We start from the raw sequence: 24,056 nt of genomic DNA on the forward strand, positions 1-24,056 counted from the left end.
GATGGAACAGTTAACAACGCGTCAGGAAGAGGTGCTTGGGCTCATCGAAAACTACCAGCAGCGCATGGGGTTTCCGCCAACCGTCTATGAGCTGGCGAATCTGATGGGCTGTACATCCGGCAATGCGGCGGCGATTCACATCAAGGCTCTGGAGAAGAAGGGCTATATCTCTGTTGCTCGCGGCGCAGCCAGGGGGATCACCATTCTGCGGGAGAGTCAGGAATCTGATGCTGTAAGTATCGTTCGGGCTCTGCTGGTGGGCGATGCTGACGCGCGTCAGAAAGCAGTCTCCTGGCTGGAATCAAAAGGGGTAACGATTTGAAACTGACACTCCCGTTTCCACCAACGGTTAATTCCTACTACCGCGCCCCTGATAAGGGCGCTTTGAAGGGTAAGCACCTGATCAGCGAGTCAGGACGTAAATTCAAGAAGAACGTCTACGCCGCAGTTGTGACGCAGTATGGTGGTATACCAAAGCCGGTAACTGTTGACGTTGAGGTGAACATTACGCTTTACCCGCCAGACAGACGCCGCCGTGACCTGGACAACTACAACAAAGCGCTCTTTGACGCGCTGACGAACGCCAGAGTATGGGCTGATGATAGCCAGGTTAAGCGCATGCAAATTGAATGGGGGCATGTGGTGAAGCAGGGGAAGGTTGATATGACCATCTCAAAATATCAACGGGATGGAGACTGTTGCCATGCTTCCTCCTAAGAATGAGTGTATTGTAAACAAGTGCCAGCGAACCGGGAGTGCAGTCCCGCTCGCATTACAACAAGTGGAGAAACATATGAATCAGTTATTCGTAATTGACGGCGTTTCCGTACGTCGTGATTTTGATGGTCGTTACTGTCTGAATGATTTACATCGTGCGGCGGTTGCCTCCGGCGCTAATGAGCGCACCAAGGAACCAGGTAAGTTTCTTTCCAGCGTTCAAACAATCGAACTAATTCACGAACTGGAAACTACCCAAAATCTGGGTATTAAACCGGTAAATACTGTTGAAGGGCGCAGCGGAGGGACGTATGTATGCAAAGAGTTAGTCTATGCATATGCCATGTGGATCAGCCCGAAATTCAATCTTAAAGTCATCAGAACATTCGACGCAGTACAGACCCCCACATCCAATACACCTACATCAGATAAAATTCAGGCTGGTGTGATCCTTCTTGAATCGGCTGCTAAAATGCTGAACCTCTCAAACTCTTCAAGGCTCGGTGCGTATCAGAAGCTTCAGCAGGTCGCCGGACTTCCTGATCTGATGCCGCACTATGCTATTGATGCCCCTGCTGGTGCGCCAGACGGTTCAAGCCGTCCAACTCAATCACTTAGCGCTTTACTCAAAGCCAACAATCTTCGCATTACGGCTAATCAGGTTTACCACATGATGTCCAGACAGGGCATCGTTGAGCATAAAGAGCGGCGCAGCCGTTCCGGTGTTAATGGCGTGAAGAAGTTCTGGTCTCTCACTGCCAAGGGTTGCCTGTACGGGAAGAACATCACCAGCCCGGCAAACCCACGCGAAACACAGCCGCATTTCTTCGAATCGAAGTTTGCGGAGTTGATGAAAATTATCGATCTCGTTGGCTGAGGTGTAAGTGAGAGCGCTGTTAACGCCGGAAGTTGCTAATGGGCTGGGGATCGTATTGTTCCGTCCCGGCCCTGACCTGATGTACCTGTTCAAGCGTGGACGCGTACTGATTGAAGAAGAGCCGGAGAACTACGCCACCTATCCCACAGGCGCAATCCCTCCGGCATCTCAACCACTGGCAGAAGAGCCAATGATGAAGGCCGTGTTTGAGAATAAGAAGGTGATAGCGCGTGCTGGTGGGCTTGTCTCACTGGACAGGTGGTTAGAGAATTCATTCGTCTGTCAGTGGCCCCACAACGACTATCACAGCCCGCATTTCACGCTGTTTCGCCACCAGCCAGGCTCAATCAGATTGTGCTGGGCATGTGATAACCAATTACGTGATCAGACCACGGAAAGACTGGCAGGCATAGCGCGTGAAAACCTGGTATCCTGGATTTTATCTGTAGTACTTCGTGAGCTGGGTTTCAGTGATGACCACCAGCTTACTCTGCCTGAATTCTGCTGGTGGATGGTTCGAAGTGGCCTGGCTGATGTCATCCCTGAAGGGATAGCTACCAAAGCCATGGGAATGAAGCCAGAAGAGCATCAGTCAGTGATGCGGGAGAGTGACATTGTTCCGCGTCCGGCAGCGACGGAAGTATTGCAGGAAAGGGCGAAAAAGGTACTGACGATAAAGGTTGATGACGAATCGCCGGAATCTTTCATGCTCAGACCTAAGCGCCGTCGCTGGGAAAATGAGAAATACACGCGCTGGGTTAAAGCACAGCCGTGCGCCTGCTGTAACAAGCAGGCAGATGACCCCCATCACCTGATAGGCCACGGTCAGGGTGGAATGGGTACAAAAGCGCATGATCTCTTTGTGTTGCCGTTGTGCAGGCTGCATCACCGGGAGCTTCATGATGACACCGTGGCATTTGAGAAGAAATACGGCTCACAACTGGAGCTGATGTTTCGTTTTATCGATCGTGCGCTGGCAACCGGCGTACTGGCGTAAGTGGAGAACGCTATGAACCTTGAAGCCCTACCAAAATTTTATGCACCAAAATCGCCAAAGTTGAGTGATGACGCGCCAGCAACCAGTAATGATGCATTGTCTGTTACTGATGTGATGGCTGCGCAGGGGATGACACAAAACCGTGCCTCTTTTGGTTTTTCTGCGTTCCTGGGTAAGTTAGGGATCAGCATCACGGAAAAAGAAAAGGCTATCGCGCTTCTTTCTGATTATGCTCTGTCTCGCTGCGACAGAGTCCCGGCGCTTCGAAAATTGAGCGCTGAAATCAAGCCAAAAGTAATTCGCATTCTCGCTGTTTATGCATTCGAGGATTATTCTCGAAGTGCAAGCACCACACGAACCTGTGACTGCTGTAATGGTGAAGGGTTTATTGATGCCGAAGTCTTCAGCATGAAAACCCACACACCAGGCAAGAATAAAGAATTTGTCAAAATGTCACTGCATATGGGCGTAAAAGATATCAAGCCATCAGCATATGAGGTGCGCAGACAAGTGAGAGAAATAAACCGCGTTCTCTGCCATCAGTGCAAAGGGAAGAAAGTGGTTAGTTCCTCATGCAACGATTGTCATGGTCGCGGCAAGGCCGTAAACCGTGAATTAACGGCAAAGCAGGGAGTACCGGTATTCACCGACTGTAAACGCTGCGGTGGTAATGGCTATGCAAGAATGCCGTCAACGGAAGCACTGGAAGCAATACGCCTTCTTACTGATGCCATTTCTCTCGATACATGGAAAAAGTCTGTGAAGAAGTTCTATGACGATCTCATTGAAAAGTTCGAAGTAGAAGAAGCATGGGCTGAAGAGCAATTGCGGCGGGTAACAAAATAAAAACCAGTTAAATTCAGATGGGATATTTACTTTTCCCGAATCTGTGTTAATTTGTATCTAACGATGGGCTTTGTATGTCCACGGTTAGAAAGAATATTTAAAAACCTCGCTTCGGCGGGGTTTTCGCGTTTTTAGGGCTGCCAATTGGTGGCCCTTTTTTATTTCCCCTCGTTCTGAGAGGACTCACGGCAATAAGAGGGGGCTAAATGTCCGATCCTGTTTCTGGCACTACGGTTGCCGCTGGTGGCCTTATGGGAGCCAGTGTTTTTGGTATCGCAACCGGTATTGATTATGGCGTGGTGTTTGGCGCTTTCGCAGGTGCTGTGTTCTACGTAGCGACAGCAGCAAACATCAGCAGGTTGAAGTTGGTTGGATATTTCGTGACGTCGTTTATTGTCGGCGTTCTCGGCGCGGGGCTTGTCGGTTCATACCTTGCCAAATGGACTGGTTACAGAGACAGGCCACTTGATGCCCTCGGCGCGGTGGCAGTAGCTGCGTTAGCCATCAAACTTCTTACCTTCATCAACAGTCAGGATTTGGGAAGCCTGTTCAGTATGCTTTCGCGATTACGTGGAGGAGGGACCAGCAATGGTAACAAGTGACCCTTCAGCGATGATTAATGCGGGTATTTGCGCGGTCATCGTAATTGCTCTGATGTTTTACCAGCGTGGCGGTGCCAGACATCGCCCGATAGTTTCTCTTCTCGCTTATTTCACGGTGCTGGTTTATGCCAGCATCCCGTTCCGCTATCTGTTCGGCCTCTACCAGGAATCACACTGGCTGGTGGTCATCGTTAACATCCTGATATGCGCCGCCGTGCTTTGGGCTCGGGGAAACGTGGCGCGTCTTATTGATGCTCTGAGGCACTAATGAACCAATCACAATTTCAAAAGGCGGCTGTTATTAGCGCCGGGTTAGCTGCGCGCTGGTTTCAGCCGATTACGGATGCAATGAAAGAGTTCGGCATCACTGAGCCAAAAGATAAGGCGATGTTCATTGCTCAGGTAGGGCATGAATCAGCGGGATTCTCTGCGCTGGTGGAGAACTTCAACTACACGCCTGCTGCATTACTAACGACGTTTGGACGTCGGATAACGAACTACCAGGCATCAATGCTTGGACGTGCCAACGGTAAGCCAGCAAGTCAGGAAGCTATCGCAAACCTGGTATACAGCAACCGCCTCGGAAACAAAGCTGCTGGTGATGGCTGGAAATACCGTGGACGCGGATTAATTCAGATTACCGGTCTCACCAATTACCGTGATTGCGGCAATGGTCTGAAGCTTGACCTGGTTACTAACCCTGAACTGCTGGAGAAAGACATCAATGCTGCGCGTTCTGCTGCATGGTTCTACGCCTCCAAAGGTTGTCTGAAGTACACCGATGACCTGGTACGCATCACTCAGATTATCAATGGCGGTCAGAACGGCATTAACGACAGACGCGTGCGTTATTACAAAGCGAAAGCGGTGATTGCATGAGCATTGTAGAAATCATCATTGGTGTTATTGGCGCTATCTGTGTTGCTGCTGCTGGTGGCTTTGGTATTGGCCATATTCGCGGAACCAGCAAAGCAGAAGCGAAAGCCGAAAAACAACGCACTGAAGAAAACGCAGCGGAGAAGGTTGCAGTGGCAGAACGTCAGGCAGAAGTCACCAGAGAGGCCAGTAATGTACAGCAGAGTGTTAACCATATGCCTGATGACGATGTTGATCGCGAGCTGCGCGAAAACTTCACCCGCCCCGGTGGTGGTTGATACGGGGTGTTTGTGGACCCGGATTATCTATCTGACCGACAACGATATCGCCGTGCTGGATAAGCAGACGAAGCGCGACATCCTGGCGCATAACAAAGCGTGGCAGGCGAACTGCCAGAAAGAAACCACAGCCTCGCAATAGCGGGGCTTTTTTGTAACTGCATTTCACCGCGCACCGCAATGCGCAACTAACCACACCGAATCCGAACCCTTTGATATGAGCCTTCGAAGAAGTCAGTTAGTGCTGGCGAGCCTTCGGTGGGCTGATTTCTATTGCGGCGAAGGTTCATTTCAAAGTAAGGCAAACGCTATGAATATCGTTCCACTGAATTACAAAGGTGAAGCAGTACGCTTTAACACGGATGGCTGGATTAATGTCACTGGTGTGGCTGAGCGATTTGGCAAGCGTATCGATAACTGGATGCGCCTGGCGGAAACCCTCGAATACATCCGAGCGTTGGATGAAGCGCTGAGCGGCGAAGAATCGCAGATTTTACATCCCTCACAATCGAGGTATGTAAGAACCAGTAAGGCACGAAAAGACAGGGGTGGCGGTACTTGGCTGCATCCCAAGCTATCGGTTGCCTTTGCTCGTTGGTGCGATGCCCGATTTGCTGTGTGGTGCGACCTACATATTGATAGTCTGCTTCGTGGTGAACTGACTGAGCAGCAGAAGTTTGAGCAGGCCTGTCATATTCGCGATGAACGAAAATCAAAAGCTAGTAACGGTGCGCGAGAAATGGCTCGCTGGCGATGGGATAAGCCAGCTATTGAGGCAAATGTTGAGTTCTGGCGCGATCAACTCCAGTTGACACTTGATATTGCCATCTAAGCACTGTGCTTGATTGCACGGCGAGAGCCGCTTTCACAACGGCTCTTCATTACAAAGCGTCTCGACGGGGCGCTTGATAATGGTTATCCCCTACAACGGATAAGACAACGCTTATCCCTTACAAGGTATAAAACGGCCTCGCACCCGCGGGGCTTTTTAATGCGCATCGCACGCGCACATCAAAGAAAGTCTTTCAGCTGTGAGCCTGGGCAAACCGTTAACTTTCGGCGGCTTTGCCGTGCGACAGGCTCACGCCTAAAAGGAAATAAATAATGGCTAATAAAACTGTTACGTTGTCCGGCGCGGCGACAGATGTTCTGTATGCGCTTTTCTTCCGTGGCGCATTACAAAGCGGCGACCTGCCATCAAAATCAGGTGCTGCAGAGCTTCGAACCTTGGGGTTCGCTGAAACACGCGAGACTGTGACGGAATATCAAAAGGAAAATTACTTTACCTTCCTGACGACTGAAGGGCAGGGGTTTGCTATTAAGCACCTTGTCGAAACTCGATTTGGGTTGCCAGTGGATACGCAGCAGTATTGTGGGTCGCTCACTATTGGTATTGAACTGGATACCACTAATGTGCAAAAGGTTCTGGACGAAATTGACGAACAAATTTGTAAAAGTGATGCGTTCAAAAAATTAACGGATGGATTAGCTATTCAGAAGTACGGAGCGTTTATTGTTAATAACGGACAGGTATTTATCAACGATGCTTTTATTGATAAGGCCGCAGCATCTGCTGACTACAGCATGAAGGTGGGCGTGAACCACAATTCCAAGGGGTATGTTGCCGGCATGGCTCTCAATGTTGAAGAAGAACATTTAACTGAGCGCGAAAAGGTTCATGCGGTCGTATCTAAATACCTCATGGGCGAAGCCACGGAATACACCGATGAACTGGTGGATGAATTGATGAGCCTGTGTCGTTCAGTTATCAGTATTCAGCATGAAGGCAAACCATCCTCTGTAGAGTTCAAAGCGGACCGATTCGCAATCCATGAGAATGCTCAATCAATTATTGATAATGCAATCGCGAACCATAAAACGAATGCACAAGTGGATAGTCGCGATAATTCTCATGTTATGGACCTTGGGCATTGCGTTGGTAATACAGTCACAGCATGGCGCTTAAGCGGCCAGATGCACGAAGCCATTATTAACGCTGTAGCTGAAAGCGATTTGTTTAAATCCCTTGTGAGTAGTGTTGATTCGCAAGCTGCTTCAATTGTTGGCCTGCAGCAGGCTATTCAGAATGAGGTAAACGATGCTATCCGAAACGCGCTGAAGCCAGGCGGGGCAGTTTGGTGTCAGATTGATAACAGCCACCATAAACACAAATGATACCCATTATCATGTTTAATGGGTCCTCCCAGCGGGGTGGCCTGCCACGGGGCGGCTGGCTCGCGGGAAACGGCTAGTTTTTCGGATCCAATGTCATCATCATCATGTGCGCAGGTTATTGATCTCGTTAGAGGTGATTTTGCGTAGATGTCGAATCGTTTAAAAAGTATTCATCATCATGGACCAGGAAATTGCCGCTTTAAAACTGAACATCAACCAGCTGGCGGGGATTACAGGCGTACACCGTCAGACGGTCGCCGCCAGGCTAAAAAATATCGAACCAGCGCAAGGCAGCAACAGCAAATTAAAGCTTTATCTGGTCACCGATATTCTGGCCGAGCTGATGATCCCCACCGTGTCAGCCAACATTGACGATATGCCACCATCCGACAGGCTTTCGCACTGGAAAGCAGAAAACGAGCGGATTAAGTTCGAACAGGACACCGGCCAGCTTATTCCGGCAGATGAGGTGGCGCGTGAATTCTCATTGATGGCGAAAGCCGTCGTCATGGTGCTTGAAACTCTCCCCGATGTACTCGAGCGTGACTGTGCTTTAACGCCTGCAGCTGTTTCTCGTGTGCAAAGCGTTATCGATGATCTACGCGACCAGATGGCGGAGAGAGTACAGGATGCTGAAACAGAGGAGGTAGAGCCAGAGGAGGACTGATGGCAAAGCGGGCATCAGCCAGGGGCATCCGCCGCGATGTTTCCGGTATATTACGAGCACCGCGTCGTATGCCGGTGGCAGATGCGGTCGGCAATTACATGCGCGTACCGATGGGGGCAGGAAACTCCGTTCCGTGGGATCCGGATCTGGCACCCTATGTGATTGAGCCAATGAACTGCCTGGCATCGCGTGAATACGATGCGGTGGTGTTTGTGGGCCCAGCGCGAACGGGTAAAACCATCGGGCTGATTGACGGCTGGATTGTTTATAACGTTGTCTGCGATCCGGCAGATATGCTTGTGATTCAGGTATCTGAGGAAAAAGCGCGCGAGCATTCCAAAAAACGCCTGGACCGTACTTTCCGCTGTAGCCCTGAAGTTAAAACCCGGCTAAGCCCAAGGCGTAATGATAACAACGTCTACGACCGAACATTTCGCGCCGGCAACTATCTGAAGCTGGGCTGGCCATCCGTCAATATCATGTCCTCCTCGGACTATAAGAGTGTGGCGCTGACGGATTATGACCGCTTTCCGGAAGATATCGACGGGGAGGGGGATGCCTTTTCACTGGCATCGAAGCGTACCACGACATTCATGTCCTCCGGGATGACGCTGGTTGAGAGCTCGCCCGGTAGAGATATCAGAGACACAAAATGGCGGCGCTCCACGCCCCATGAAGCCCCTCCGACCACCGGGATTTTATCACTCTATAACCGTGGTGACCGCCGTCGTCTCTACTGGCCATGCCCGCATTGCGGAGAATATTTCCAGCCGGAAATGGACAATATGAGCGGATACCGCGACAGCAGCGATCCTGTGCTTGCCAGCGAAGCGGCGTTTCTTCAGTGCCCTGCCTGTAAAGGCAGGATCACGCCGGATATGAAACGTGCGCTTAACATGAAATGTGTCTGGCTCCGGGACGGGCAAACCATCGACAGTAAAGGCCAGGTAAGCGGTGATGGCCGTCGTTCCCGTATTGCCTCCTTCTGGATGGAAGGCCCGGCAGCTGCTTACCAGACCTGGGCGCAACTTATTTATAAGTTTCTGACCGCCGAGCAGGAATATGAATCCACGCGCAGCGAAGAAACCCTGAAGACGGTGATCAACACCGACTTCGGCAGGCCCTATTTGCCGCGGGCCAGCATGGAGCAGCGTAAAAGTGAATTGCTTGAGCAGCGTGCCGAAGAAGTCCCAAAACGCTCGGTACCGGACGGCGTGCAGTTTCTCACTGCGACCGTGGACGTGCAGGCCGGGCGCAACCGGCGCTTTGTTGTGCAGATTACGGGTTATGGAAGTATGGGTGAGCGCTGGATAGTTGACCGTTACAACATCCGGCATTCGCTGCGCTGCGACGGCAACGGGGAAAGCATTCAGGTGGACCCGGCGAGCTATCCGGAGGACTGGGATCTTTTACTCTCCGACGTCTTTGAAAAAACGTGGCCACTCGCAACTGACCCGTCAAAGGGCATGCGGCTAATGTCGATGGCCGTGGACTCAGGGGGCGAAGATGGCGTGACGGATAATGCCTACAAGTTCTGGCGCAGATGTCGCCGTGAGGGGCTGGGTAAGCGTATCTATCTCTTCAAGGGGGACAGCGTCAGGCGCAGCAAACTTATCCAGCGAACGTTTCCCGACAACACGGGCAGATCAACGCGCCGCGCACAGGCGACGGGGGATGTGCCTCTTTATCTTCTCCAGACCGATGCCCTTAAAGACCGGGTGAATAATGCGCTGTGGCGTGATTCACCCGGCCCAGGCTATGTGCATTTCCCCGCCTGGCTGGGCAACTGGTTCTATGACGAACTGACATATGAGGAACGCTCAAATGAAGGGAAATGGAGTAAGCCTGGCCGGGGCGCAAACGAAGCATTTGACCTGCTCGTTTATGCCGACGCGCTCGCCATCCTTAGTGGTTACGAAAAAATCAAATGGCCGTCAGCTCCTGAGTGGGCACGGCGGGAAACGTGGATCGAGGACACGCAGACGGAAGCTGGCGAAATGCCATCCCCGCCGCCTGCGCCGAAATCTAAATCAAAATCAAAACCAAAACGTGAGAAGCCCGTAACCGAGCAGGCTAATCCGTGGTCTTCGTCAGGAGGTTGGGTGTGAATCCAGCAGATATTCAAAACATGATCGACCGCTACGCTGCAGCCGAGCTGTCTGTTCTGGAGGGGAAATCAATCACTTTCAACGGGCAGCAGATGACGCTCGAAAACCTGTCGGAAATCAGAAAAGGCCGTCAGGAATGGGAGCGACGACTGGCAACGCTCAATAACAAACGCCGCGGGCGACCCGGCTACAGGCTGGCGAGGTTTGGATGAGTTTTTTAGATGATGCGATTGGCCTGTTTTCACCAGGCTGGAAAGCCTCACGCCTGCGTGCCCGCGCGGTTATTAAGGCGTATGAGGCGGTAAAGCAAACGCGTACCCACAAAGCCCAGAAGGAAAATCGTTCAGCCGATCAGCTCAGCCAGATGGGGGCGGTTTCACTGAGGCAGCAGGCTCGCTGGCTTGATAACAACCACGATCTGGTGATTGGCGTTTTCGACAAGCTGGAAGAAAGGGTGGTGGGTGCGAAGGGCATCATAGTTGAACCGCATCCGATGCTGAGCAACGGGAAGATCGCAAAAAAGCTGGCTACTGATATCCGCAGAAAATGGGGCGAATGGTCCGTAAGACCCGATGTCACAACCCAGTTCACCCGTCCAATGCTGGAGCGGCTGATGCTGCGAACGTGGCTCCGGGACGGTGAGGTATTTGCTCAGCTGGTTCGCGGTACCGGAAATGGTCTTCAGCCCGTTGCTGGCGTGCCGTTCTGGCTGGAAGCGCTGGAGCCGGACTTTGTGCCGATGAACAGCGATGCAGCCACCCAGCTCAATCAGGGCGTTTTTGTCGATAATTGGGGACGCCCGAAAAAATATCAGGTCTATAAAAGCCTGCCAGTATCCGGGCGTCAGTTCGATACCAAAGAGATAGATGCAGAAAACATGCTTCATCTCAAATTCACACGACGCTTGCACCAGACCCGCGGAACGTCTCTTTTGTCAGGTGTTCTGATGCGTCTGAGCGCGCTGAAAGAGTATGAGGACTCGGAGCTTACCGCTGCCAGAATTGCTGCCGCACTCGGCATGTATATCAAAAAAGGCGACGGGCAGAGCTTTGAGTCTGATTCCAGCAGTGATGACCGCGAGCTGATGATTCAGCCCGGTATGCTCTATGACGAGCTGCAGGCCGGGGAAGAAATCGGGATGATTAAATCCGATCGTCCGAACCCTAACCTCGAGTCGTTTCGTAACGGACAGCTGCGTGCCGTGTCAGCCGGCAGTCGCCTCAGCTTTTCCAGCACATCCAGAAACTACAACGGAACGTACAGTGCACAGCGGCAGGAGCTTGTCGAGTCAACCGACGGGTATCTGATTCTTCAGGACTGGTTCATCGGTTCAGTGACCCGGCCCATGTATCGGGCCTGGCTGAAGATGGCTATTGCTGCCGGAGAAATCAAGCTGCCGAGAGGCATCGATATGGACTCGCTTTATAACGCGGTTTATTCGGGGCCCGTTATGCCGTGGATTGATCCCGTTAAAGAAGCGAATGCCTGGAAAACGCAGATCCGCGGCGGTGCTGCTACTGAATCCGACTGGATACGTGCCAGCGGTCGCAACCCGGATGATGTTAAGTCACGCCGTAAAGCGGAGGTTGACGAGAACCGTGAACAGGGCCTGGTGTTTGACACCGACCCCGCCAATGATAAAGGAGGCACCAGTGCCGAAGCCAAAGAACCGGGCGCGCCACCGTCCGAAAGCCAGCGCAAAAAATAATTCGTGGTTCCGCATGCAGGCCAGCAATAACAGCGAGGCCGACATTTTTATTTATGACGAAATCGGGTACTGGGGCGTAACGGCGAAACAGTTCGTCAATGATCTCCGGGCACTTGGGGACGTCACCCACATCAACCTTTATATCAACTCGCCCGGAGGTGATGTCTTCGACGGTATTGCTATTTATAACGCGTTGAAGCACCACGGGGCGGCTATTACCGTGCACATCGACGGTCTGGCGGCATCCATGGCCTCGGTGATTGCGATGGTAGGCAATCCGGTCATCATGCCTGAAAACACGATGATGATGATCCATAAGCCCTGGGGGTTTGCTGGTGGTGACGCGAGCGATATGCGCGACTATGCGGATCTTCTCGACAAGGTTGAATCCGTTCTTATCCCGGCTTATGCGCAGAAAACCGGAAAATCCACCGAAGAAATTGCGGCAATGCTGGAGGACGAAACCTGGATGGATGGCAGAGAGTGCCTTGAACTGGGTTTTGCCGACCAGGTGACAACATCCCTTCAGGCTATGGCCTGTATTCATTCAAAACGTATTGAGGAATTTGAAAAAATGCCAAAAAGCATTCGCAACATGATCACCCCGCCGCGCAACACAACCCAGCGTGACCCGGTTAATACCCAGCCTCAGGCACCGCAGGCAAAAACAGACCCGGCACCGGATGAAAATGCGATCCGCGCGCAGGTGTTAGCTGAGCAGAAAGCCCGTGTTAACGCTATCGGCGATCTCTTTGCCATGTTCGGCAATAAGCACATGGAACTGCAGAATCAGTGTGTGGCCGATCCTGATTGTTCCGTCGATAATGCGAAAGATTTGCTGCTGGCAGAACTCGGTAAAACTGCCACTCCGTCCAATAAAACTACCCAGCCTCATATTCATGCGAGCAACGGTAACTTCGTCGCGGATGGTATTCGCCAGGCACTGATGGCGCGTGCCGGGTTCGAAGGTCAGGAGCGGGATAACGTTTATAACGGTATGACGCTGCGCGAGTATGCGCGTATGGCACTGACAGAAAAAGGTATCGGTGTGGCCAGCTACAACCCGATGCAGATGGTTGGCCTGGCGCTGACCCACAGCACCTCTGACTTTGGCAACATTCTGCTTGATGTTGCGAACAAAGCGCTGATTCAGGGCTGGGACGAGGCGCAGGAAACCTTCGAGCAGTGGACCAAAAAAGGCCAGCTGTCGGACTTCAAAACGGCTCATCGTGTCGGTATGGGTGGTTTCCCTTCTTTGCGAAAAGTTCGCGAAGGGGCTGAGTACAAGTACATCACGACCAGTGACAAAGGCGAAACCATCGCGCTTGCCACATATGGTGAAATCTTCTCAGTAACCCGCCAGGCGATCATTAACGACGATCTGAACCAGCTTACCGACGTACCGATGAAGATGGGGCGCGCGGCGAAAGCAACGATTGGCGATCTGGTTTACGCCATTCTGACCAAAAACCCGAAACTCTCAGACGGAAAGGCGCTGTTCCATGCCGATCACAAGAACCTGAGCTCGGGCGCAATTTCTGTGGCCAGCCTGGACGAATCGCGCAAGCTGATGCGTCTGCAGAAGGAGGGGGAGCGAACCCTGAATATCCGTCCGGCCTACATGCTGGTGCCCGTCGCCCTGGAAACTCTGGCAAATCAGACCATCAAGTCGGCCAGTGTTAAAGGTGCAGACATCAATGCCGGGATCGTTAACCCTATCCAGAACTTTGCAGAAGTCATTGCCGAACCGCGCCTGGATGAAGCTGATGCGAAAGCCTGGTATCTGGCTGCCGCGAAGGGCACCGACACTATTGAGGTCGCTTATCTCAATGGCGTCGACACGCCGTACATCGATCAGCAGGAAGGCTTCACCACTGATGGTATCGCCACGAAAGTGCGTATTGATGCCGGTGTTGCACCGCTGGACTATCGCGGCATGACCAAATCCTCTGGTCAGTAAAAATCAGTCCTGACAAACAGACGCCCGTAAGGGCTTTTTTTATACCTGAAACCAGCCCCGCAAGGGGCTGAATGGAGAAATTATGGCTAAGAACTATGCGCAGGACGGAAAAACGATCCCTCTGGTAAACGGTGGTGCAACCGATGTTCACAGCGGCGACCCGGTTGTTGTTGGAAAACTGGTCGCGGTGGCAATTACTGATATTCCGGCTGGAGATACCGGGGATGGTTTTACTGAGGGTGTATTCCTCCTGCCAAAAGTTTCCGCAGATGCGGTTACTGCCGGGGCGCAGGTATATATCAAGGACGGCAAAATCACGATCGAAGAAACGGACGCAGTTGCCGCGGGCATCGCCTGGGAAGATGCGGGGGCAAGCACCACCGTTGTTGAAGTTAAGATCAATGCCTAACCCCTTTGACCGGATGGCGGCGCGCATGGACGCGGCCACCATAAAAAAGATGGGAAAGACAGCGATCATAAATGGCAGCAGCTATGACGTTGTTCCCGCCGAGCAGCTCGAGGAAATGGGGCCATTGTCGGGAACAGGTACTTCGCTGGTGGTTTTCTCAGAGCTTTACCAGCCACGCCGTAACGACAGTGTCGACTACGACGGGAAGAACCTGACCGTTACACGCTATGACATGTTCAACGGAAAACCCCGCATCCATCTCGAATGAGGAGGCGCTATGTCTGTGAAAGGACTGGAAAGGGCTATTCAGAACCTGAACATCCTCAGCCGGTTAATCGTTCCTGAGGCAACCGCAAAAGCACTAAACCGGGTGGCCAGCAGAACGATAAGCCAGGGGAGCAAAGCTGTAGCGAAAGAAGCAACAGTTGATGATAACCGGAAAAAGGGGCTTCCGGTTCGTCTGCTCCGCCAGCGTTCCCGTCTGCGCAAGGCCCGTCACGATCGCCCGGTCGCGTCGATAAAAATCAACCGCGGTAATCTTCCTGCGATAAAGCTCGGCACGGCACGCGTCCGGCTCTCGCGTAAAAAAGGGGCCAGAAACGGAGCGGGCAGCGTCCTTAAAATCGGGCCCTATACCTTTCGTAACGCTTTTATCCAACAGCTCTCGAACGGGCGCTGGCAGGTCATGCGGCGCGTAGGTCAGGCCCGTTATCCGATTGATGTGGTCAAAGTTCCTCTTGAGACACCGCTCACCGTGGCCTTCACCGCTATTTCAAAGCGCCTCATTGAAAGCGATATGCCCAAAGAACTTTCCGCAGCCCTGAAAAACCAACTGAGGATCCACCTGAAGCGATGAACAGACACAGCGCAATTCGTGCAGCCATTCTGGCAAAACTGAAAGCCGAGATCACCGACACGGTCACCTGGTTTGACGGGCGCCCTGTTTTTCTTGAAGAGCAGGATCTCCCTGCCGTGGCTGTATACCTTTCTGACGCGGAGTACACCGGCGATTCGCTTGATGAAGATTCGTGGCAGGCGGTTGTTCACATCGAGGTATTTCTTAAAGCCTCCAGCCCCGACAGCGCGCTTGATTCCTGGATGGAAGAGAAAGTGTATCCGGCAATGGCCTTCATCCCCGGTCTGACCGAACTGGTCGAGACGTTCACCCCGCAGGGTTATGACTATCAGCGGGATGATGAAATGGCCACCTGGGGTTCGGTCGATTTCACGTACTTAATCACCTATTCAATTTAAGAGGTACTTATGCCTACTCCAAACCCGCTGGCCCCCGTGAAAGGTGCCGGTACCACTCTCTGGCTTTACACCGGAACGGGCAACGCTTTCGCTAACCCACTCTCGGATATCGACTGGAACCGCCTGGCGAAAATTAAAGAGCTGACGCCGGGCGAAATGACCGCCGAATCGTATGACGACACTTACCTCGACGACGAGGATGCCGACTGGAACGCGACGGCCCAGGGGGCAAAATCTGCTGGCGATACCTCGTTCACCCTCGCCTGGAAGCCGGGCGAAGAAGGCCAAAAAGACCTTGTCGCATGGTTTATTGATGGCTCAGTACGCTATTACAAAATCAAATACCCGAACGGTACCGTCGACGTTTTCCGCGGCTGGTGCAGCAGCCTGGGTAAAGCCATTCCGGCAAAAGAGGTCATTACCCGTACAGCGAAGATCACCAATACCGGCAAGCCGGAACTGGCAGAAGAAAGCGGGACCCCGAATATCCCCGTGACCGGCGTTACGCTCGATAAAGCCACGGCAAGCGTGGCCGTCGGCGCAACCACAACGCTCAATGTGACGGTGAACCCTGCCAGCGCCTCAGACACCTCGTTCCGTGTGGCAACCTCAGACGGGGCAAAAGCAACTGTCACCGTTAGCGGCAACGCGATCACCGTCACCGGCGTAGCAGCAGGCACCGCTGACGTTATTGTTATGACCAGCGACGGTAATTTCGTTGCGGTCTGCAAAGTCACCGTAACTGCAGCATAAGGAAGGACGCATGTTTCTGAAAAAAAAGAAGTTCAACTGGGAAACAGAATCCCTGACCATCTTTGAGCTGTCAGCGCTTCAGCGTATTGAATACATCACATTTATGGCCGCTGAGGAAAAGGCCGTGAGTACTGACAGCGACGGCATCAGCGATCAGGAAATGACGGCCCGGCTGGTCGGCTCGAATATTCGTAGCGGTGCACGCTTAATCGCAATGTCTTTGTGGCATAACGATCCGGCCGGTACGGACGTCGAAACACTGTATCAGCAGGTCCTGAACGGCTGGCCGCCGGTAGCAATCGGTAAAGCCGAAATGGAGATAAAGCTGCTCTCCGGCATGCTTGCTCCGCTTGAGGATGACAATGCTGTCGATCCTGATGCCTCCGCGGAGGCCCAAAGCGCAGAACCCGTTACGGCGGAAAAGCCCTTACCAGCGAGCTAACGTTTGTCCTGAATCTGGCGCGCGAGTTCGGACGACCCGACTGGCGCGCCATGCTGGCTGGAATGACTTCCAGTGAGCTGGGCGACTGGCACCAGTTCTACCGGGAGCATTATTTTCAGGACGCGCAGCTCGATGCGCATTTTTCCGAGCTGCTTTATTCCATTTCTACTCTTTTCTTCCGCGACCCGGAGCTTACCCCCGCACATTTCAGCCTTCTTTCTGCTTCCGAGATCGTTATCAGCGATGACGAGCCGGATGATGATGCGCTGATGACTGCAGCTGAGGGGATCACAGGAGGTATCCGTTATGGCCCAGCAGATTAGCGATCTGGTTATCAACCTGGATGTCGACAGCGCCACATTTAGTGAGCAGGTTGCTCGCATAAAGGGCCAGCTAAACGGGATGGCTGAGGACTCTGACAAAGCCCAGACGCGAATGCAGCGCGCCTCCGAGCGGCAGGCGGCTGCGTTTAAAACCGTTAGTGACGCTGGCGCGGCGGCTGCCGCAGACATGAAAGCCCGTCAGTCAGCCGCAGCGGAAGGGTTGACCAAAGACTGGCAGAGCGTTTCTAAGTCCGTTGATGAAACTCATCGCCGCGTTACCGAGCTTAATCAGCGTATGCGTGAGAACGACGGACAGGCCGCAGCGCTTGCCCGTCGACAGGATGAACTTGCGGCATCATTTTTCCGCCAGATTGATGGCGTTCGTCAGCTCAGTGGTGAAACACAGTCGCTTGCGAATGTGCAGGCGCGTTTTCGCGCGGCAAGGGCACAGGGCAACATCACACAACAGGATTATCTCGCCCTAATTTCTCGTACAGTAGCCAGACAAAAAGAGCTGCAGGTTGTGGAGGAGAAGTCGTCTGCCGCGCGAACCCGCTTTTTGCAGCAACTGAAGCAACAGGTAGTCGAACAAAAACTTTCCGGTACAGAACTTCTGCGCATGAAAGCGGCACAGGTTGGTGCCAGTGATGCGGCTGAGGTTTATATCCGCAAACTCGAAGCTGCCAAAGTCGCCACACACGGACTCGGTCTGCAAAGTGCCGCCGCGAGGCAGGAGCTTGGGATACTCATCGGCGAAGTGATGCGCGGTAATTTCGGTGCGCTACGCGGTTCCGGAATCACTCTGGCTAACCGGGCAGGATGGATTGACCAGCTTTTGTCACTGCGTGGTCTGGGTATCGCCGGCATGGTTGGTGGAATTGCCACAGCGGTTTATGGTCTTGGTAAAGCCTGGTATGACGGCAGTAAAGAGTCAGAGGAATTTAACAGGCAACTGATCCTGACCGGAAATTACGCAGGGAAAACATCAGGGCAGCTTCAGGCGCTGGCCCGCTCGCTGGCCGGTAATGGCATTACGCAGCATGCCGCTGCAGGCGTGCTGGCGCAGGTCGTTGGAAGCGGTGCGTTCAGCGGTAATGACGTCAGCATGGTCAGTAATGTTGCAGCAAGACTGCAGCAGGCTACCGGGCAGGCCGTCGATGAAACCATAAATCAGTTTAAACGTCTTAAGGATGATCCGGTTAACGCGGTCGCGACGCTCAACGATTCTCTTCACTTTTTGACGGCCACCCAGTATGAACAGATAGCTTCTGCCCAGGCGCTGGGAGATTCGCAGAAGGCTGCCGAGCTGGCGATGCGGGCATATTCTGATGCCGTTATCCAGCGCGCCGGGGCGGTTGAAGACAACCTCGGCTCCCTTGAAAAAGCCTGGAACTGGGTGAAGAATGCTGCCTCAGGCGCGTGGGATGCGATGCTCGGGGTAGGGCGTAATCCTGACACAGCGATGAAGCGGCAGGATTCTTTTGCTGAGTGGCAGGCTGCAGAGAAAGAGTACCGCGCGCTCTCCAGCAATCTAAAGGTCGACCCGGATTATGCCGGTAACAACGCTCTGCAGAAAGCTGATGCGGAAAGGCTGAGAAATGCTCGCCAGCAGGTGGAGCTGAAAAAGCAGGCTTACGATCTCGCCGATCAGCAATATGCCCAGGAAGGGCTGGCAGCCGCGCGGGAGAAAATGCGGACGGATCAGCAGGACCAGGCTATTCGTAGTCAGCAGCAGTTTAACCAGCTTGTAGAGTCTGGCACGACGGCGGCAGAAAAACGGGCTTCAGCAGAGAAAAAACTCAATCAGCTTATTGAGAAAAATCGCCAGGATGCGAAAGACGGTATCGCCACTCTCTGGACTGATAAGGACATTGCCGCAGCCCGCGCCGGGATTGAAAAGCAGTGGAAGGATCCCAAAACGCCGAAAGGCAAAAGCTATTCAACACCAGCCGGGGACAAAGCCGAGGAGAAGGCGCAGGCTGAACTTCTCACCCTTCAGGCCCAGCTTAAAACGCTCGAGCAACATACCAGCGTAAACGACGTCATAAGCAAACAGCGTCAGGATCTCTGGCAGACTGAAAATCAGTTCACCGTTCTGCAGGAGGCTGCTGGTCGTCGCCAGCTTACGGCGCAGGAAAAATCCCTGCTGGCGCACAAGGAAGAAACGCTCGAGTACAAGCGGCAACTGGCCGATCTGGGCGATAAGATTGCCAGCCAGCAGAAACTTAACCAACTTTCCGATCAGGCTGAGAAATTTGAGCAGCAGCAAAAAGCTGCGAGGGCCGGATTGCAGGCTCAGTCTGAGGGTGTCTCTACACGTGAGGCCGGGCGGCAATCTACGCTGCAACGTCTCAGCGAGAGCTATTCGTATAATCCTCAGGCTCAGCAGAAAGTTCTGGAAGAGCAGAGAGCGACATTTGCGGCTGAGGATGCTTTGCGAGAAAACTGGCTGGCCGGTGCGAAACAAGGGTGGGCTGAATATCAGGATTCGGCGACAAACGTCTTCAGCTCCGTTCAGCAGATTTCGCAGGCAACGTTCAGCGGGCTGGCGGGCCAGCTTACCAGCCTGACTACAACCGGGAAGGCGAGCTTCCGGGACTTCACCAGCTCTATCCTTAAAATGATTGTGTCCGTTATCAACCAGCTGCTGGTGGCTTACGCCATCCAGAGCGCAATGGGCTGGGTGAGCGGTGGGGCGAAAACTTCCTCTGCAGGTCAGTCATTCTCTGTCCCGTCATTCCGGCCACAGGGTTTTGACGTAGGTGGATATACCGGGCACGGCGGCAAATATGAGCCTGCAGGCGTGGTTCATCGCGGGGAGTTCGTCTTCACCAAAGAGTCAACCAGTCGTATCGGCGTGGCCAATCTTTATCGACTCATGCGCGGGTATGCGTCGGGGGGGCTGGTCGGCGGCGGGAGCGCAGCCGGAGCTGGCATGGGTGGCGTAAGTGTTTATGCCCCTGTTTCAGTTACAACCGGGCAATCCGGCGACCAGAAGCAGCAACAAAATAGTGTCGCGCTCGAACAGGCTTACCAGAAGGTGATTGATCGCTCGGTGCGAGATGGCATCGCCCGTGAGATACGGCCTGGCGGGATTATCTGGAATGCTAATAAACAGAGGTAACTGATGGCCATAGAGCATTTTAGCTGGCGGATTCAGGCTGCCAGTCAGCCGACACTCAGCAGCAAAGACACAGTGAGAACGGCACAGTTTGGCGATGGGTATAAACAGGTGAGCGGGTCGGGTCTTAACGATGAGGTACTGAATTATGCCTTCTCTTTTACCGGCGATCCGGTGACGGCCAGGGAGATTCACGCTTTTCTCCGTAGGCATAAGACCAAATCATTCACCTTCACGCCTCATGGAGGTGATTTGGCGCTCTGGCGTGTTGAGGCAGACAGCCTCCAACGAGTCACCCTGAATAAAAAAGTGGAGACCGTTACAGCAACTTTCGAACAGGCATTCAAACCATGAGCTTAAACGCAGATTATCAGAAACTTGAGCCGGGCAGCGTTGTCCGGCTTTTTGATGTCGATGGCACCGCATTTGGTGTTAGCGATGTGCTTCGTTTCCATGCGCATAATATTGCTCATACGCCGGAGGAAATCGCCGAAGCAGGCGGGGATGAGGAAAAGCTCCCGGCAAAATCTATCTGGTGGCAGGGAGAAGAATATAAGGCCTGGCCTTGTCAGATTGAGGGGATCGAGGCATCTACCAGTGGGAGCAGCGCGCAACCCAAATTATCGGTTGCTAACCTCGACAGCTCCATTACAGCGCTATGCCTGGCGTATGACGACCTTCTGCAGGCTAAGGTTACGATTCACGATACGCTGGCGCAGTACCTTGACGCTAAAAACTTCGCTGGCGGCAATACGACGGCTGACCCGACGCAGGAAAAGTTGAAAGTTTTCTACATCGATGCAAAGAGTAGCGAAACTAACGAGGTGGTTGAGTTCACGCTGTCCAGCCCGATGGACCTGCAGGGGCTGATGATACCGACGCGACAGCTTCATTCCCTGTGTACCTGGTGCATCCGGAATAAATATCGTACCGGCGACGGCTGCGACTATGCCGGAACCCGCTATTTCGACAAAAACAACAACCCGGTGAGCGATCCGTCTCTGGATGAATGCAACGGTACGTTGGCGGCATGTGAGCTACGTTTTGGCAAAGGTAATGAGTTATCGCATGGCGGATTCGTTGGAACGTCGTTGATCAGGAGCTGATATGCGTCAGAAAACCATCGGTGCGATTATGGCGCATGCTGCAGCTGAATATCCTCGTGAGTGTTGCGGCGTGGTGGCGCAAAAGAGCCGGGTAGAGAAATATTTTCCATGTCGTAACCTCGCTACCGAGCCGACAGAACATTTTCACCTGTCGCCAGAAGACTATGCCGCTGCTGAGGACTGGGGTACGGTGATCGCCATCGTTCACAGTCACCCTGACGCCACGACACAACCGAGCGAACTGGATAAAGCGCAATGCGATGCAACGCTTTTACCCTGGCATATTGTGAGCTGGCCGGAGGGGGATTTACGCACCATCCAGCCGCGTGGGGAACTGCCGCTGCTGGAGCGTCCGTTTGTGCTTGGTCACTTCGACTGCTGGGGGCTGGTAATGAGTTATTTCCGGCAAACTCACGGCATTGAATTGCACGATTATCGTGTGGATTATCCCTGGTGGGAAAACGACTATCCGGACAACTTCTATCAGGATTGCTGGTATGAGTGCGGATTCCGTGAATTCGACGGGCCACCGAAACCAGGCGATATGGTAATCATGCAGGTCCAGGCTGAAAAGTGGAACCACGCGGGAATTTTGCTGGAGGGCAATATGCTGCTGCATCACCTGTACGGACACCTAAGCCAGCGCGTGCCGTATGGTGGCTACTGGCAGGAAAGGACGATGAAGATCGTCAGATATAAAACGCTTCTATAGCCCACTCAGGTGGGTTTTTTTAAACCCCGCATTTCACCGCGCACCGCACGCGCAATTCAAACCAAGAACCTTTCAGGATGCACCTTGAGGAACCGGCTGGCTGTCGGAGCCTTCTTGGGGCCGTTTTCCTGTGCGACAAGGTTCATCACTAAAAGGTAATCCGATATGCAATATCCAACCGTATCTGTAAACGGCGTATCAGTTCGTGTCGATAACGAAGGACGTTATAATCTTAATGATCTCCACGCCGCAGCGGTGGCTGAAGGCAAAGCCACTGAATCACAGCGACCAGGTGAGTTTCTCAAAACCAAGCAAGTAAGGCGATTTGTTCAAGCCTTGAGCGATGCGAAGAAAATCGCATCGGTTATGACAATTAAGGGGGGACCATTTCAGGGCTCCTGGGGGCTTGAACTTATCGCTATACGCTATGCAGCCTGGCTCAATCCGCTTTTTGAAATCAAAGTCTATGAGACATTTCAAATGCTAATGCGTCGCGGGTTCGATGCCATGTCTCGCTTGAATAAAATCGACCATGTGATTAACACCGAAACCAAAGCGATCAGCCAGTGCGCCAGCCAGATGGCCAAGTGGGGTGTTGGTGGCCGCAAGCGGCTTCTACACACAGCACGGGAGCGTGTAGCTGATGAAGTACAGATGTATCTCCCCGGTATTTAAAGGGCGCGTGAACCAAGATAACATTCGGTTTTGCTACCGCTCGATCCCTGCTACTCTTTTGGCAAAATTGACCAAAGGGGATAGGGATATGAAAAGAATTTTAGTTTTTACCTCCATCTTAATGGTTGCCGGTTGTGCAACTAAGCCGGTAACAAATGAACAAGCACAGGATGTTCCTGCAAAACAGGTTATCAGCAATACACTGCTAGTTAAAAAAGAAGGGACTGGCAAGGTAATAATCAAACGAGACTCTGGTTTTATGGGCAGCGCCTGCATGACCCGAGTTTATGTTGATGGCAAGGAGGTCGCAGACTTAGACACAGCTCAAAAGGTAACGGTCTATCCCAAAATTGGAGATCATATCTTTAGCGCTTGGCCCAAAGGTATGTGTGGCGGAGGCATGAGCGAACAGTCGGGTAAGGTGACAGATACTGGGGTATTGATGTTTAGAGTTGGTTACGGAACCAACGGTGATTTTGGTATCTACCCTACAGCATTTTGAATGCAGCAATTATATATAACCTCGCTCAGGCGGGGTTTTTTATTATTAAGAGGTTTATATGTCTGAAGTAATGACTCGAATTGAGCTCGGCGGCGAACCCGGTAAAATATTTGGTAAAACTCATTGGCGACTTATCAGTAAAGTTTCTGAAGCAGGTGTAGCACTCGCAAAAACAATCACCGGGTTTGAAAGTTATATGGTAAACAGCAAGCGCCGCGGACTAACCTTTGCCATTTTTAAAGGAAAGAAAAACATAGGAGTTGATGACCTAGGTTTTCCGGTAACTGGTGAAGTGGTCAGGATTGTACCGGTTATCATCGGAAGCAAAAAGGCTGGTTTACTTCAGACAATATTGGGTGCTGTTATTGTTGCAGTAGGTGCCATTGCTACATTTGGTTTTGCCCAGGCTTGGGGTGTAAATGTAATGATGGCTGGTGGAGCTATGATGGCGGGTGGCGTCGTCCAGATGTTATCTCCTCAGCCAACCGGATTAGCCAGCAAACAAAGTGCAGATAACCGCGCATCCTACGCATTCGGTGGTGTAACAAACACCGCGGCGCAAGGGTACCCGGTGCCGCTCCTTTACGGCAAGCGCCGTATCGGCGGGGCGATTATTTCAGCGGGTATCTACGTCGAAGATCAACAATAAATCATTAATTAGCCGAAAGGCAGGAGAGCGTTATGGAAATGACTGTAGGATTCCCTGAAATGGGTTCACGATTTGAATATGTAAGCTTCGTTCCTGATTTAGAAATTAAAACGATTAAAACTGTTACAACCAAAATTACAGTTTGCAAGCTGGAACAAATCAATGCGCCCCATGAGTTGGTGTTTATCTATCAGGAGGATTTCAATCCAAGTAGCTCTTTTGCCGAAGTTGAAGCACGCGCTAAAGAATATGCCATTAATGCAATTGCCGGATTAAAAACCCCGGCTTAACCGGGGCAA

At 52.5% G+C, this 24,056-nt stretch carries 31 protein-coding genes and 1 pseudogene; all 32 read left to right on the top strand.

Annotated features, from left to right (window positions below; genetic code table 11):
* Position 1 precedes the first annotated feature (1 nt).
* The 32 genes and pseudogenes from AC1MKH_RS08715 (at position 2) to AC1MKH_RS08870 (ending at position 24,047) form a co-directional block, all read left to right on the top strand.
* On the top strand, positions 2-322 hold the full coding sequence (locus AC1MKH_RS08715; protein WP_276224656.1) for a LexA family protein: 321 nt from the start codon (positions 2-4) through the stop codon (positions 320-322).
* Entirely contained in the window at positions 319-717 is a 399-nt protein-coding gene (locus AC1MKH_RS08720) for a RusA family crossover junction endodeoxyribonuclease (RefSeq protein ID WP_248884274.1), read from the top strand. Before AC1MKH_RS08715 ends, AC1MKH_RS08720 begins: the two co-directional genes overlap by 4 nt.
* Before the next feature lie 76 nt (positions 718-793).
* The gene (locus tag AC1MKH_RS08725; RefSeq protein ID WP_276224658.1) at positions 794-1,594 is read left to right on the top strand and encodes a KilA-N domain-containing protein; all 801 of its coding nucleotides are present in this window, start codon (positions 794-796) and stop codon (positions 1,592-1,594) included.
* A gap of 7 nt (positions 1,595-1,601) precedes the next feature.
* A complete protein-coding gene (locus tag AC1MKH_RS08730) occupies positions 1,602-2,591 on the top strand; it encodes a DUF968 domain-containing protein (RefSeq protein WP_327621785.1) in 990 nt (329 codons plus the stop codon).
* A gap of 12 nt (positions 2,592-2,603) precedes the next feature.
* Complete coding sequence (locus AC1MKH_RS08735) at positions 2,604-3,437, top strand: antitermination protein (protein ID WP_327621784.1); 834 nt, start codon at positions 2,604-2,606, stop codon at positions 3,435-3,437.
* Positions 3,438-3,643: 206 nt separating this feature from the next.
* The gene (locus AC1MKH_RS08740; protein ID WP_327621783.1) at positions 3,644-4,039 is read left to right on the top strand and encodes a phage holin family protein; all 396 of its coding nucleotides are present in this window, start codon (positions 3,644-3,646) and stop codon (positions 4,037-4,039) included.
* Positions 4,026-4,307 carry a phage holin family protein gene (locus AC1MKH_RS08745; protein WP_040080225.1) on the top strand — a complete coding sequence of 94 codons (282 nt, stop codon included), beginning with the start codon at positions 4,026-4,028 and terminating at the stop codon, positions 4,305-4,307. The genes AC1MKH_RS08740 and AC1MKH_RS08745 overlap by 14 nt, the downstream gene beginning before the upstream one ends.
* The gene (locus tag AC1MKH_RS08750; RefSeq protein WP_327621782.1) at positions 4,307-4,918 is read left to right on the top strand and encodes a glycoside hydrolase family 19 protein; all 612 of its coding nucleotides are present in this window, start codon (positions 4,307-4,309) and stop codon (positions 4,916-4,918) included. The genes AC1MKH_RS08745 and AC1MKH_RS08750 overlap by 1 nt, the downstream gene beginning before the upstream one ends.
* On the top strand, positions 4,915-5,193 hold the full coding sequence (locus AC1MKH_RS08755; protein WP_327621781.1) for a hypothetical protein: 279 nt from the start codon (positions 4,915-4,917) through the stop codon (positions 5,191-5,193). Before AC1MKH_RS08750 ends, AC1MKH_RS08755 begins: the two co-directional genes overlap by 4 nt.
* On the top strand, positions 5,144-5,335 hold the full coding sequence (locus tag AC1MKH_RS08760; protein WP_327621780.1) for a hypothetical protein: 192 nt from the start codon (positions 5,144-5,146) through the stop codon (positions 5,333-5,335). The genes AC1MKH_RS08755 and AC1MKH_RS08760 overlap by 50 nt, the downstream gene beginning before the upstream one ends.
* 168 nt (positions 5,336-5,503) lie before the next feature.
* Positions 5,504-6,025: a KilA-N domain-containing protein gene (locus tag AC1MKH_RS08765; RefSeq protein ID WP_327621779.1), complete on the top strand. Its 522-nt coding sequence runs from the start codon at positions 5,504-5,506 to the stop codon at positions 6,023-6,025.
* A gap of 272 nt (positions 6,026-6,297) precedes the next feature.
* Positions 6,298-7,368, top strand: a complete 1,071-nt coding sequence (locus AC1MKH_RS08770; protein ID WP_327621778.1) for a hypothetical protein — start codon at positions 6,298-6,300, stop codon at positions 7,366-7,368.
* 178 nt (positions 7,369-7,546) lie between these two features.
* The gene (locus AC1MKH_RS08775) at positions 7,547-8,035 is read left to right on the top strand and encodes a DUF1441 family protein (protein WP_113858075.1); all 489 of its coding nucleotides are present in this window, start codon (positions 7,547-7,549) and stop codon (positions 8,033-8,035) included.
* Positions 8,035-10,143, top strand: a complete 2,109-nt coding sequence (locus AC1MKH_RS08780; RefSeq protein ID WP_327621777.1) for a phage terminase large subunit family protein — start codon at positions 8,035-8,037, stop codon at positions 10,141-10,143. Before AC1MKH_RS08775 ends, AC1MKH_RS08780 begins: the two co-directional genes overlap by 1 nt.
* Positions 10,140-10,355, top strand: coding sequence for a DUF6148 family protein (locus tag AC1MKH_RS08785; RefSeq protein WP_001704123.1), 216 nt, complete (start codon positions 10,140-10,142; stop codon positions 10,353-10,355). Before AC1MKH_RS08780 ends, AC1MKH_RS08785 begins: the two co-directional genes overlap by 4 nt.
* Positions 10,352-11,851 (top strand): phage portal protein, encoded by a 1,500-nt coding sequence (locus AC1MKH_RS08790; RefSeq protein ID WP_045347928.1) that lies wholly within the window; start codon positions 10,352-10,354, stop codon positions 11,849-11,851. The genes AC1MKH_RS08785 and AC1MKH_RS08790 overlap by 4 nt, the downstream gene beginning before the upstream one ends.
* Positions 11,778-13,811 carry a ClpP-like prohead protease/major capsid protein fusion protein gene (locus AC1MKH_RS08795; RefSeq protein WP_346429873.1) on the top strand — a complete coding sequence of 678 codons (2,034 nt, stop codon included), beginning with the start codon at positions 11,778-11,780 and terminating at the stop codon, positions 13,809-13,811. Before AC1MKH_RS08790 ends, AC1MKH_RS08795 begins: the two co-directional genes overlap by 74 nt.
* An 82-nt stretch (positions 13,812-13,893) precedes the next feature.
* The gene (locus tag AC1MKH_RS08800) at positions 13,894-14,220 is read left to right on the top strand and encodes a DUF2190 family protein (RefSeq protein WP_048965324.1); all 327 of its coding nucleotides are present in this window, start codon (positions 13,894-13,896) and stop codon (positions 14,218-14,220) included.
* A 25-nt stretch (positions 14,221-14,245) separates the two neighbouring features.
* Complete coding sequence (locus AC1MKH_RS08805) at positions 14,246-14,488, top strand: DNA breaking-rejoining protein (protein ID WP_230852446.1); 243 nt, start codon at positions 14,246-14,248, stop codon at positions 14,486-14,488.
* 9 nt (positions 14,489-14,497) lie between these two features.
* Complete coding sequence (locus tag AC1MKH_RS08810; RefSeq protein WP_276224669.1) at positions 14,498-15,076, top strand: phage tail protein; 579 nt, start codon at positions 14,498-14,500, stop codon at positions 15,074-15,076.
* Positions 15,073-15,474: a phage minor tail U family protein gene (locus AC1MKH_RS08815; RefSeq protein ID WP_001704117.1), complete on the top strand. Its 402-nt coding sequence runs from the start codon at positions 15,073-15,075 to the stop codon at positions 15,472-15,474. Before AC1MKH_RS08810 ends, AC1MKH_RS08815 begins: the two co-directional genes overlap by 4 nt.
* A 9-nt stretch (positions 15,475-15,483) precedes the next feature.
* Positions 15,484-16,227 (top strand): phage tail protein, encoded by a 744-nt coding sequence (locus AC1MKH_RS08820; protein WP_001704116.1) that lies wholly within the window; start codon positions 15,484-15,486, stop codon positions 16,225-16,227.
* Between the two features lie 10 nt (positions 16,228-16,237).
* Positions 16,238-16,669, top strand: a complete 432-nt coding sequence (gpG, locus tag AC1MKH_RS08825; protein WP_113858058.1) for a phage tail assembly chaperone G — start codon at positions 16,238-16,240, stop codon at positions 16,667-16,669.
* Between the two features lie 8 nt (positions 16,670-16,677).
* Positions 16,678-16,983, top strand: a pseudogene (locus tag AC1MKH_RS08830) (phage tail assembly protein T); the annotation flags it as partial.
* Complete coding sequence (locus AC1MKH_RS08835) at positions 16,976-20,116, top strand: phage tail tape measure protein (protein WP_327621776.1); 3,141 nt, start codon at positions 16,976-16,978, stop codon at positions 20,114-20,116. The pseudogene AC1MKH_RS08830 and the gene AC1MKH_RS08835, both read left to right, overlap by 8 nt.
* Before the next feature lie 3 nt (positions 20,117-20,119).
* Complete coding sequence (locus tag AC1MKH_RS08840) at positions 20,120-20,467, top strand: phage tail protein (protein ID WP_276224672.1); 348 nt, start codon at positions 20,120-20,122, stop codon at positions 20,465-20,467.
* Positions 20,464-21,219 carry a phage minor tail protein L gene (locus tag AC1MKH_RS08845; RefSeq protein WP_276224673.1) on the top strand — a complete coding sequence of 252 codons (756 nt, stop codon included), beginning with the start codon at positions 20,464-20,466 and terminating at the stop codon, positions 21,217-21,219. Before AC1MKH_RS08840 ends, AC1MKH_RS08845 begins: the two co-directional genes overlap by 4 nt.
* A 1-nt stretch (position 21,220) precedes the next feature.
* Positions 21,221-21,931: a C40 family peptidase gene (locus tag AC1MKH_RS08850; protein ID WP_276224674.1), complete on the top strand. Its 711-nt coding sequence runs from the start codon at positions 21,221-21,223 to the stop codon at positions 21,929-21,931.
* Positions 21,932-22,096: 165 nt separating this feature from the next.
* A complete protein-coding gene (locus AC1MKH_RS08855; protein ID WP_008323346.1) occupies positions 22,097-22,606 on the top strand; it encodes a KilA-N domain-containing protein in 510 nt (169 codons plus the stop codon).
* Between the two features lie 88 nt (positions 22,607-22,694).
* The gene (locus tag AC1MKH_RS08860; protein WP_024262609.1) at positions 22,695-23,108 is read left to right on the top strand and encodes a hypothetical protein; all 414 of its coding nucleotides are present in this window, start codon (positions 22,695-22,697) and stop codon (positions 23,106-23,108) included.
* Positions 23,109-23,166: 58 nt separating this feature from the next.
* Positions 23,167-23,757, top strand: coding sequence for a tail assembly protein (locus AC1MKH_RS08865; protein ID WP_202823034.1), 591 nt, complete (start codon positions 23,167-23,169; stop codon positions 23,755-23,757).
* Positions 23,758-23,789: 32 nt separating this feature from the next.
* Positions 23,790-24,047 (top strand): hypothetical protein, encoded by a 258-nt coding sequence (locus AC1MKH_RS08870; protein WP_327621775.1) that lies wholly within the window; start codon positions 23,790-23,792, stop codon positions 24,045-24,047.
* Positions 24,048-24,056: the final 9 nt, after the last annotated feature.

It is taken from the genome of Pseudocitrobacter sp. CD920760 (assembly GCF_057782505.1).